The sequence below is a fragment of the Microbacterium sp. genome, from assembly GCF_036566905.1.
Classification (GTDB): domain Bacteria; phylum Actinomycetota; class Actinomycetes; order Actinomycetales; family Microbacteriaceae; genus Microbacterium.
The window spans coordinates 94,192-101,761 of sequence record NZ_DATCVK010000210.1; the positions used below are offsets into that span (position 1 = coordinate 94,192).

5 protein-coding genes are annotated in these 7,570 nt (G+C 70.6%); 4 read left to right on the forward strand and 1 reads right to left on the reverse strand.

Annotated elements, in window-relative coordinates; all coding sequences use genetic code 11:
• The first annotated feature begins 84 nt into the window (after positions 1-84).
• The 4 genes from pta (at position 85) to VIP82_RS18230 (ending at position 6,858) form a co-directional block, all read left to right on the forward strand.
• Positions 85-2,229: a phosphate acetyltransferase gene (gene pta, locus VIP82_RS18215; protein ID WP_331911199.1), complete on the forward strand. Its 2,145-nt coding sequence runs from the start codon at positions 85-87 to the stop codon at positions 2,227-2,229.
• Between the two features lie 5 nt (positions 2,230-2,234).
• The gene (locus VIP82_RS18220; RefSeq protein WP_331911201.1) at positions 2,235-3,506 is read left to right on the forward strand and encodes an acetate/propionate family kinase; all 1,272 of its coding nucleotides are present in this window, start codon (positions 2,235-2,237) and stop codon (positions 3,504-3,506) included.
• A 98-nt stretch (positions 3,507-3,604) separates the two neighbouring features.
• Positions 3,605-4,336, forward strand: a complete 732-nt coding sequence (locus VIP82_RS18225) for an HAD family hydrolase (RefSeq protein WP_331911203.1) — start codon at positions 3,605-3,607, stop codon at positions 4,334-4,336.
• On the forward strand, positions 4,333-6,858 hold the full coding sequence (locus VIP82_RS18230) for a glycoside hydrolase family 65 protein (protein WP_331911205.1): 2,526 nt from the start codon (positions 4,333-4,335) through the stop codon (positions 6,856-6,858). The genes VIP82_RS18225 and VIP82_RS18230 overlap by 4 nt, the downstream gene beginning before the upstream one ends.
• 103 nt (positions 6,859-6,961) lie before the next feature.
• Here VIP82_RS18230 and VIP82_RS18235 read toward each other — a convergent pair.
• On the reverse strand, positions 6,962-7,570 hold a 609-nt coding region (locus VIP82_RS18235; RefSeq protein ID WP_331911207.1), incomplete at its 5' end, for a thiaminase II/PqqC family protein.

A 7,570-nucleotide genomic window follows, 5' to 3' on the forward strand; every position in this document is an offset into this window, starting at 1 on the left:
CCGGCGCGATCCGAAGGTGCCCGGTCCGGCGCTCGCGGGAGCGAGGCCGAGACGGAGCGTCCCGCCCGCCCATAGGCTGGGGTCGTGGCGCAGAGCATCTACATCACGTCGGCCGAAGGCCACTCGGGGAAGTCGACGGTCGCGCTCGGCGTGCTCGATGCGCTGAGCCACGCGACCGCGCGTGTGGGCGTGTTCCGGGCGATCGCGCGATCGACAGTCGAGCGCGACTACGTGCTCGAGATGCTGCTCGACCACGACGGCGTCGACCTGCCCTACGACGACTGCATCGGTGTCACGTACGACGACGTGCGGCAGGATCCGGATGCCGCACTCGCGACGATCGTGGAGCGCTACAAGGCCGTCGAGGCCCAGTGCGAGGCGGTGGTCATCGTCGGCAGCGACTACACCGACGTCGGCAGCCCGGCCGAGCTCGCCTACAACGCCCGCATCGCGGCGAACCTGGGCGCGCCCGTCCTGCTCGTGCTCGGCGGCCGCTCGGCGCAGAACCAGACGCAGCCCGAGCATCTCGGGTCATCCCTTCCGCGTACGCCCGCCGAGATGGGGCAGATCGCCGATCTCGCGCTCGCCGAGCTGCGGCACGGCCGCGCGAAGCTGTTCGCCGTCGTCGCCAACCGCGCCGAGGCGGACAGCGCCGACGAGACGATCGCGGCGATCCGCCGCTCGATCGACGCCCACCGCGGCGAGACGACCGTTCCGGCGTCGCCCGTGCCGGTCTGGGCGATCCCCGAGGATCGCCATCTCGTGGCGCCGTCGATCCGCGGCATCATGCGCTCGGTCGACGGCGAGCTGCTCGCCGGCGACCCCGACCTGCTCACCCGTGAAGCGCTGGGTGTCGTCGTCGCGGGCATGTCGATGGTGAACGTGCTGCCCCGCCTTCTCGAGGGCGCCGTCGTCATCATCCCCGCCGACCGCTCCGAGGTGCTGCTGGCGACGCTGCTGGCGAACGCCTCGGGCACCTTCCCGTCGATCTCGGGCATCGTGCTGAACGGCGGGTTCGAGCTGCCCGAGCCGGTGACCCGGCTGATCGACGGCCTGAACTCCCGTGTCCCCATCGTCACCACCGAGCTCGGCACGTACGAGACGGCGGTGCGCATCATGGGCACCCGCGGCCGCCTGGCCGCCGACTCGCAGCGCCGCTACGACACCGCCCTCGCCCTGTTCGAGCAGAGCGTCGACACCGACGAGCTGCTCGTCTCCTTCGGCCTGGCTCGCGCGACGGTCGTGACGCCGCTGATGTTCGAGTTCCAGCTGATCGAGCGGGCCCGCGCGGAGCGCAAGCGCATCGTGCTCCCCGAGGGCGACGACGACCGCGTCCTGCGTGCGGCGGCGACGGTGCTCAAGCGCGGCATCGCCGATCTCGTGATCCTCGGCGAGCCGTTCGAGGTGCGGGCGCGGGCGATCGAGCTCGGGATCGACATCCAGGGCGCCGAGGTGCTGTCGCCGCTCGACGCGGTGCACGTGCACAAGTTCGCGGAGGAGTATGCCCGACTGCGCGCGCACAAGGGCGTCACCCTCGCGCAGGCGGCCGACACCGTGACCGACGTGTCGTACTTCGGCACGATGATGGTGCACCTGGGCCTCGCCGACGGCATGGTCTCGGGCGCCGCTCACACGACGGCGCACACGATCCGCCCGGCGTTCGAGATCATCAAGACCCGGCCCGGCGTCTCGGTCGTCTCCAGCGTGTTCCTCATGGCACTCGCCGACCGCGTGCTCGTCTACGGCGACTGCGCCGTCATCCCCGACCCCACCAGCGAGCAGCTCGCCGACATCGCGATCTCGTCCGCTGCCACGGCCTCGCAGTTCGGCATCGATCCCCGCGTGGCGATGCTGTCGTACTCGACGGGCGAGTCGGGCTCGGGCGCCGAGGTCGAGAAGGTCAGGGACGCGACCGCCCTCGTGCGCTCGCGGGCGCCCGAGCTGCTCGTCGAGGGTCCGATCCAGTACGACGCGGCGGCCGACGCGGCCGTGGCGGCGGCGAAGATGCCGGGCTCGGAGGTCGCCGGCCGCGCCACGGTATTCGTCTTCCCCGACCTGAACACCGGCAACAACACGTACAAGGCGGTGCAGCGCTCGGCGGGCGCCGTCGCGATCGGCCCGGTGCTGCAGGGCCTCAACAAGCCCATCAACGACCTGTCGCGCGGCGCGCTGGTGGACGACATCATCAACACCATCGCGATCACCGCGATCCAGGCACAGGGGGAGTGAGCCGCATGACCCCGGTGCTCGTCATCAACAGCGGCTCCTCGTCGTTCAAGTACCAGCTACTCGACATGGACACCGAGCGCACGCTCGCCTCCGGTCTCGTCGAGCGCATCGGCGAGCCGATCGGCGTCGCCCGTCACACCGTGTACGCCACGCCCGCTTCGACCGGCTCAGCGACCGGGGGAGGCGCTGGCGCGAACGGAGACGTGGTCGGCACGCCCACCTTCCTCGACGCGACGCGCACGCGGGAGCTTCCGATCCCCGACCACACCGCCGGCTTCGCGGTGATGCTCGACGCGTTCGCGTCGCACGGTCCGTCGCTCGCCGAGACGCCGCCGGTCGCGGTGGGTCACCGGGTCGTCCACGGCGGCGCGCGGTTCTTCGAGCCCACGCTCATCACCCCGCTCGTCGAGATCAACATCGACGAGCTCTCGGTGCTCGCGCCGCTGCACAATCCCGCGAACCTCGCCGGGATCGTCGCTGCCCGCACGGCGTTCCCCGATGTGCCGCACGTCGCCGTCTTCGACACGGCCTTCCACCAGACGCTGTCGCCGGCGGCCTACACGTACGCGATCGACACGGAGGTCGCGGCATCCCACCGCATCCGCCGGTACGGGTTCCACGGCACGTCGCACAAGTTCGTCAGCGAGGCGGCCGCAGCCTTCCTCGGACGGCCGCTCGGAGAGCTGAAGCAGATCGTCTTCCACCTGGGCAACGGCGCATCGGTCACCGCGATCGACGGCGGCCGTTCCATCGACACGTCCATGGGCTTCACTCCGCTCGAGGGACTCGTCATGGGCACGCGGTCGGGCGACATCGACCCGGCGGTGCTCTTCCAGCTCGAACGGCGCGCCGGCATGTCGGTCGACGACCTCGACGATCTCCTCAACAAGCGCAGCGGGCTGCTCGGCCTCGCGGGATCCAACGACCTGCGAGACATCCGCGCGGCGATCCAGCGGGGCGAGCCGCGGGCGATCCTCGCCTTCGAGGTCTACGTCCACCGGCTGCGGGCATACGCCGGCGCCTACATGGCACAGCTGGGCGGGGCCGACGTCATCTCGTTCACGGCCGGCGTCGGCGAGAACGCCCCCGGCGTACGCGCGGGGGCGCTCGAGACCCTGGGATTCGCGGGCGTCGAGATCGACCACGAGCGCAACGAGAGCGCCGAGCGCGGCATCCGTGTCATCTCCACGGACGCGTCAGCCGTGACCGTCCTCGTCGTCCCGACCGACGAGGAGCTCGAGATCGCCCGCCAGACGCTGAGCGTCGCCCGTCCGTAACCGCCTCGGGGTGTCGAGTGGGCGCCCGACCGCATTACGCTTGCTGAACGGCGCGACGGAGTGCCGAGCACATATCCGCACCCGCTCCCGGAGGTTCTGTGGCCTACGACGCCCTGCCCGATCTGACCGCCTTCGACGCCGTGCTGTTCGATCTGGACGGCGTCCTGACGCCCACGGCCGAAGTGCACATGCACGCATGGCAGACCATGTTCGAGGAGCTCTTCGCCGCGTGGGACATCACGCCGCCCTACACCGAGCGCGACTACTTCGACCACCTCGACGGCAAGAAGCGCTACGACGGCGTGGCCAGCCTGCTGCGCTCGCGCGACGTCGAGGTGCCGTGGGGCGATCCGTCCGACCCGCCGACCGCCGACACGGTGTGCGGCATCGGCAACCGCAAGAACGCCGTCTTCGAGCGGGTTCTGCGGGCGGAGGGCATCGCGCCCTACCCGGGATCGCTGCGCCTGCTCGACCAGCTGGCGGCTGCCGGCTCCCGCGTCGCGGTGGTGTCGAGCTCCAAGAACGCAGAGGAAGTGCTGGCGGCAGCCGGCATCCGTGATCGCTTCACCGTCGTGATGGACGGCGTCATCGCCGAACGCGACCACCTCGCCTCGAAGCCCGCACCGGACGTGTTCGTCGAGGCGGCACGGATGCTGGATGTCGAGCCCGCCCGCAGCGCCGCGGTCGAGGACGCCATCAGCGGGGTGCGCTCGGCGGCGGCCGGCGGCTTCGGACTCGTCGTGGGCGTGGATCGCGGTGTCGGGGTGCAGGATCTCATCGACGCCGGCGCCCACATCGTGGTTAAGGACCTGGAGGAATTCGTACGATGATCGACCGCGATCGCTTCCCCGTCGACGAATGGCGGCTGATCGAGTCGTCGTTCGACCTCGACGACGCCGGTGTCACCGAGACCCTGTTCGCCGTGGGCAACGGCTATCTCGGCCTGCGCGGAAACCACTCCGAAGGGCGGTTCGCGCACGAGGACGGCACGTTCATCAACGGGTTCCACGAGACGTTCCCGATCCGCCACGCCGAGCAGGCGTACGGCTTCGCGGAGGTCGGGCAGGCGATCATCAATGCCCCGGACGCGAAGGTCATGCGCGTGTACGTGGACGACGAGCCGCTGTCGCTCGACGTCGCCGACGTCCGCGAGTACGAGCGCGTGCTCGACATGCAGGACGGCGTCCTGCGCCGCCAGGTGCGGTGGACCACGCCGTCCGGCAAAGACGTCGTGATCGGCATGGAGCGACTGGTGTCCTTCGAGGAGAAGCACCTCGCGCTGATGACGATCGACGTCACCGTGATGAACGCCGACGCGCCCGTCACCATCGCCAGCCAGATCATCAACCGGCAGGACGGCGAGGACGTCTACGGCGGCACCCCCACCGCATCGCGCAAGCCCGGCTTCGACCCGCGCAAGACCGAGAAGCTGCACGAGCGCGTGCTGCAGCCGCAGGAGTACTGGCAGGACAAGCTGCGCTCGGCGCTGTCGTACCGCGTCACCGACTCCGGGATGACCATCGCCGTCGTCGCCGACCACCTCGTGGACACCGAGAACGAGTACACGTCGCGCACGCTCATCGAGCCCGACATCGCGAAGAACGTCTTCCGTGTGCAGGCGAAGGCCGGCGTGCCGATCCGCATCACGAAGCTCGTCAGTTACCACACCTCGCGCGGCGTGCCTGCGCGCGAACTGGTGGACCGCTGCCGGCGCACGCTCGACCGAGCGCTGAGCGAGGGCGTCGATGCCATCCGCACGCGGCAGAGGTCGTGGCTCGACGCCTTCTGGGAGCGCTCGGACGTACGGATCGCCGGACACGCCGACCTGCAGCAGGCCACGCGATGGTGCCTGTTCCAGCTCGCGCAGGCCACCGCACGCGCAGACGGACTCGGCGTGCCCGCGAAGGGCATGACGGGCTCGGGCTACTCGGGGCACTACTTCTGGGACACCGAGATCTACGTGCTCCCGTTCCTCGCGTACACGACGCCGCTGTGGGCCCGCAACGCACTGCGCATGCGCTACCTCATGCTGCCCGCCGCGCGCCGGCGCGCGTTCCAGCTGAACGAGGCCGGCGCGCTCTTCCCCTGGCGCACCATCAACGGCGAGGAGGCGTCCGCCTACTATGCGGCCGGTACCGCGCAGTACCACATCAACGCCGACGTGAGCTTCGCCCTCGCGAAGTACGTCCGTGCCACCGGTGACGACGAGTTCCTCTTCCGCGAGGGCGTCGACATCGCGGTCGAGACCGCCCGACTCTGGGCGACGCTCGGCTTCTGGCGGTCGAGCGACGGCATGATCGACGGCGAAGGCGACACGTTCCACATCCACGGCGTCACCGGGCCCGACGAGTACACCACCGTCGTCAACGACAACCTGTTCACGAACGTCATGGCGCGGTTCAACCTCCGCTTCGCCGCGCGCACGGTGCGCGAGATGGCCGAGGCCGACGGCGAGGTCTACCGGCAGATGGTCGACCGCCTCGCCCTGGAGCCCGGCGAGCCCGAGGCCTGGGAGCGGGCTGCGGAGGCCATGCACATCCCGTTCAGCCCGAGCCTCGGCATCCACCCGCAGGATCACGTGTTCCTCGAGCGCGAGATCTGGGACCTCGAGAACACGCCGCCCGACAAGCGCCCCCTGCTGCTGCACTTCCACCCGCTGGTGATCTACCGCTACCAGGTGCTCAAGCAGGCCGACGTGGTGCTGGCGCTGTTCCTGCAGGGCAACCACTTCTCGGACGAGGACAAGCTCGCGGACTTCGAGTACTACGACCCGCTGACGACGGGCGATTCGACGCTGTCGGCGGTCGTGCAGGCGATCCTCGCGGCGGAGGTCGGCTACCAGGACCTGGCGCTCGAGTACTTCCGCGAGTCGATCTTCGTCGACCTCGGCGACCTGCATCACAACGCCGCCGACGGCGTGCACGTCGCGTCGGCCGGCGGTGTGTGGACGGCGCTCGTCTCGGGCTTCGGCGGCATGCGCGACCACTTCGGCGAGCTGTCGTTCGACCCGCGCCTGCCCGCGGCATGGCCCTCGCTCGAGTTCGTGCTGCACTGGCACGGCACGCGCCTGGTCGTCACCGTCACCCGCGACGAGCTGCGCGTCCGCGCCACGGAGGGCGACCCCGTCGGCTTCAGCGTGCGGGGCGTCGGCTACGTCGTCGGCCCGGGCGAAGAGGTGGTGGCACGGCTCGACGGGCAGGGCCCCGTCATCGCCGGACGCCCGTCGCTGCGCGAGCTCGGCGACGCCCGCCGCGAGGACGGCTCACTGCTGTCCGCGTCGGTGCCCACCGTCACCTCGACGATCCCGATCATCGTGGGCGCGGCGGACGTCGAGCACGGGGCGGACGCCTAACCGTCTCGCGAGAACAGGGGATCCGGCGAGAACAGGACGATCCGAGCCGATTCGTCCTGTCTCCGCCGGACCCCTGCTCTGGTCCGGCTGCGCGGCCGATGACTCACGCGCGGGCGAAGAACTCCCGTTCGTGCTCCATCGAGCGGGCGAACGCCGCGCTCATGCGCGCCCGCTCGTGCGGTCCCGCCTCTCGCGCCGCGGCGTCGGCGATCTCGGCCGCGCGCGCGGTCGCGGCTGTGAAGCCGGGGTCGCCGTACATCGCGAGCCAGTCGTCGTACGGGTGCCCCTCATGGCGGCAGGCCGCCAGACGGACGCCGAGGTCGGTGTACAGCCAGAAGCACGGCAGCAGAGCCGCGACGAGCTCCCCGTAGGACCGCGCCGAGGCGTGCAGGTGGTTCGTGTAGGCCAGCGTCTGCGGTGCGGGCGCCTCGGACCGCGTCCCGAGATGCGACTCGTGCAGCCGTCGCTCCTCGACGATCGAGGACTCGGCCGCGCGCGCCCAGAACGCCTGCTCCTCGGAGCTCGGCGCGAGCGCGCTCGCCTTCGCCAGCACGCGGGAGTACTCGCCGAGGTAGAGCGCGTCCTGGGCGAGGTAGCGCAGGAACGTGTCGCGCGGCAGGCTGCCGTCTGCCAGCCATCGGACGAAGTCGAGGGCGTCGACGTCCGCGCGCACGGCGGCGGCGGCCTCCCACGCCTGCGCCGCCCACGACGC

Coding starts and splice junctions, on each gene's coding strand:
- VIP82_RS18230 (WP_331911205.1), top strand. CDS start 4,333: ATGATCGACCGCGATCGCTTCCCCGTCGACGAATGGCGGCTGATCGAG.
- VIP82_RS18220 (WP_331911201.1), top strand. CDS start 2,235: ATGACCCCGGTGCTCGTCATCAACAGCGGCTCCTCGTCGTTCAAGTAC.